At 63.8% G+C, this 3,101-nt stretch carries 3 protein-coding genes; 1 reads left to right on the top strand and 2 read right to left on the bottom strand.

Annotation, left to right across the window (positions count from 1 at the left end; translation table 11 throughout):
- Window positions 1–197: 197 nt before the first annotated feature.
- Window positions 198–866: a DUF6064 family protein gene (locus AC1D00_RS33840; RefSeq protein WP_029677405.1), complete on the bottom strand. Its 669-nt coding sequence runs from the start codon at window positions 864–866 to the stop codon at window positions 198–200.
- Between the two features lie 382 nt (window positions 867–1,248).
- On the opposite strand from AC1D00_RS33840, the gene AC1D00_RS33835 reads away from it, so the two are divergent.
- A complete protein-coding gene (locus tag AC1D00_RS33835; RefSeq protein WP_025575898.1) occupies window positions 1,249–1,518 on the top strand; it encodes a hypothetical protein in 270 nt (89 codons plus the stop codon).
- A gap of 72 nt (window positions 1,519–1,590) precedes the next feature.
- On the opposite strand, the gene AC1D00_RS33830 is transcribed toward AC1D00_RS33835, so the two are convergent.
- On the bottom strand, window positions 1,591–3,101 hold a 1,511-nt coding region (locus tag AC1D00_RS33830), incomplete at its 5' end, for an amidase family protein (protein ID WP_477013660.1).

The raw sequence follows: 3,101 nt of genomic DNA, 5'->3' as shown, positions 1-3,101 counted from the left end.
TCATTGGACTTGCCTCCTCACACGTTCTTGTGTGTGCGTTTACGAGAGCAACCTCGCAAGCCGGTGACGAGAGGCATGCTATCATTACGCGTAGACGGTGTCAGCATGTGGCCCATGAACGCATACGAGATCGCTCATTCTCAGGAGTGGTTTTCCAGATAGCGCGCGGTCGCTCGCGATCATGGACGCAATTCGGTTTAAGGCGTCAATCCGGCCTCGTCGCCTACGGCACGTGCCTGCCGGTCCCCGGCGACGATGATCGAAACGGAAATGAAACCACTAAACAAAAGCAGCCAATCCTGCCGTACGTCCAGGAGGATCGCAGCGCTGCCGCCGATGACTGACCAGATGAAGGGAATCACCAGAAGCCAGTAGGAGAAGCGGCCGGTCGTCATAAGTAGCAGACCGAACGTGAAAATCGTGACAGGGCAAGGAGCTACGCCGAACATCGGTAACGCCGGCCAGAAATGCCCCGTCGCAACCCCAATCAGCGGATAGATGAGAGATGCGTAGAGAATAAACCCCGCGCCGATCACCGCTCGAAACCCGTAAATGATCGCGAAGCGAAGACCATCGCGTACGACACCCGTGTAGAGGAGTGCCACGCCCTCTACCACGAACAAGGCGCCAAAGGCGAACGCGGCCTTGTTTACCGACGAGAAGAATACGCCGTGATAGAGAACGCCGGTGCTTAGCCACATCAATCCGAGGACGGTTGAGATAACGCGGTCTGAGGCACGGCCTTTCCGAAAAAGGGCGGCCACGGCGATCGCTCCAAGCACGTAAGCCAAAATTTGCGCGGGCCAGATCGCCTTATTGTAGGCCGCAAAGACGTCGAGGAACTGCTCAAGCGTAAAGGGAAGCATGGTGCGCTCCTCCCCGATAGTGCTTGAGTTTAGAGGACGGCGCTGCTTCGGTGCTTGATGAGGATCAACGTCGTGCCTCGAAGTCCGGTCACGGGCCCTTCGCAGCGGTCCGGCGGCCGCTGGCTCATTGTCGGCTTCTGATCAGGTCGCTCGCCGAGCGTCGCAGGCGAGCAATCCGAACGCCGCTGTCGACCGCACTCGCGCGTCCCGGATGGCGGCCGCCACCGGGCGGGTGCCGGCGGGCTTGCCACCGCCCTGCCATTGAACCAGGATCAAACCCAACCGCACCAAACCGGGGAGTGCCAATGCGATGACGGCCCCCGCCAGTTGACGAGCCATGCGGCCCGGTCGTCGAATCCATATGCGATGAACGGGTGCCTACATGCGGTTCTTTCTATGCGAGATCGTCGCGCGCGTCGTCGCTATCTATCTGTGCATCGATTGCGGCCGCATGCTGCGGGATGGCTATGCCGAGCGGAAAATCAGGGCTTTCAGTCCTGATCTCGTGGTCTGCCTGCTGGACTGGTCGAGGCAGGTTTTCCAGAGGGACACCGCGCCGGTCCAGTACTGGATGGAAATGGGCCATCAGGCCATCTGCCTCTTGGCGTGCCTCGTCGTGGCAATATTCGGGTGGTGGCTGCCGAACGGCTGAGCGTCGGGCGCTGGCCGTCCGGACCGACCCGCGAGGGGTGTGAGCACCGTCCGGCAAGACGAATTTCGAAATCTAGAGCGGGGCCAGGCCCGGCGGCGGCTTGCGCATGTTGGACGCCTGCTCGTAGGCATAGRCCAGACGCAGCAGCTTGTGCTCGCTCCAGGCGCGCCCTGCGAATGTGACGCCGAGCGGATAGTCGGGCGTGTCCTTGCCGTCGGCGCCCGAGACGAAGCCGCCGGGCACCATCACGCTGGGATAGCCAGCCTTGGCGGCGATCGCCGCGCCGGTCGCGCCGGGGAACAGGACGGCGTCCAGCTTGTGCCGGTTCATGTAGGCATCCATGCCGCGCGTCCTGGCGGCGAGCAGATCCATGGCGCGCGCCGATTTGTACTCGCGCTCACTCAAATCGCCCCGGGTAGCGTTAGCGGCGAGGAACAGATCCTGGCCGAAGCGCAGCGCTTTGTCGGCATGAGCCTCGTTGAAGGCAATGATGTCGGCCATGGTCTTGATATCGGTATTGGTCGCCCAATCCCTCAGATAAAGATTGAGCCCGTATTTGAGCTCGTAGAGGAACACGATCGGCGACCCCGTCGGATTGCCCTTGTTGCGGCTGAGCGGATTGCGGTTGAGCACGGCCATGCCGGTGCCCGGCCCGGCGATCCAGCCGCGTGTCGGCATGTTGGCGCGCACGATGACGGCGCCCAGATCCTCCATCACCTTGATGACCTCGGCCATCAGCCTGGCCCCGTCGGGTGGCAGCTTGCCATAGAAGCAATCGTTCAGCGGATCGCCGGGGTCGCTCGGTACACCGACGCGCGCACCCTTCATCGCATCGCGTGTGAGGTCGGCCGTGTAATCGGCCGGCCTCCGCTGCCGCTCTGTCACGGGGTCGAGCGGATCCTTGGCGGCCAGCACGTTCAGCAGCATCGCCGCGTCGCGCACGGTGCGCGTCATCGGCCCCGCGGTGTCCTGGCTGTGCGCGATCGGCACGATGCCGGCACGGCTGATCAAACCGACGGTCGGCTTGACCGTGACGAGGCCATTCCGGCTGGCAGGGTGCAGCAACGAGCCGGAGGTCTCGGTGCCGACAGAGGCCGTACACAGACCTGCGGCCACAGCGACCGCCGAACCCGAGCTCGAGCCGCCGGGGTCTACGACCGGGATGCCGCGATCGTCCAGCAGCGTCGGCACGTAGGGATTCTTCACCTGGCCACCGAGCGACGAATAGCCCGAGGGCATGTCGATCGCGAGGATGTTGGCAAATTCCGTCAGGTTCGCCTTGCCGAGGATCACGGCGCCGGCGTTTCGCAGCAGCTTGACGATGGTGGCATCGCCCTTGGCGCGCGCGCCCTCCAGCGCCAGCGAGCCCGCCGTGGTCGGTTGCTTGTCGCCGGTGRCGATGTTGTCCTTCAGCAGAATGGGGACGCCGGCCAGCGGCCGCCTGGCCGACGGCCTCGTGCCGTCGCGCTTGCCCGCGATGGCGAGCGCGTCGGGATTGAGCGCACGGACGGAATTGAGCATGGGTGCGTTGCGATCGTAAGCCTCGATGCGCGCGAGATAGGCATCGGTCAGCGCCGTAGCGG

The organism is Bradyrhizobium sp. P2_E8, assembly GCF_056403875.1.
This window is presented reverse-complemented; position numbering and strand designations above follow the sequence as displayed.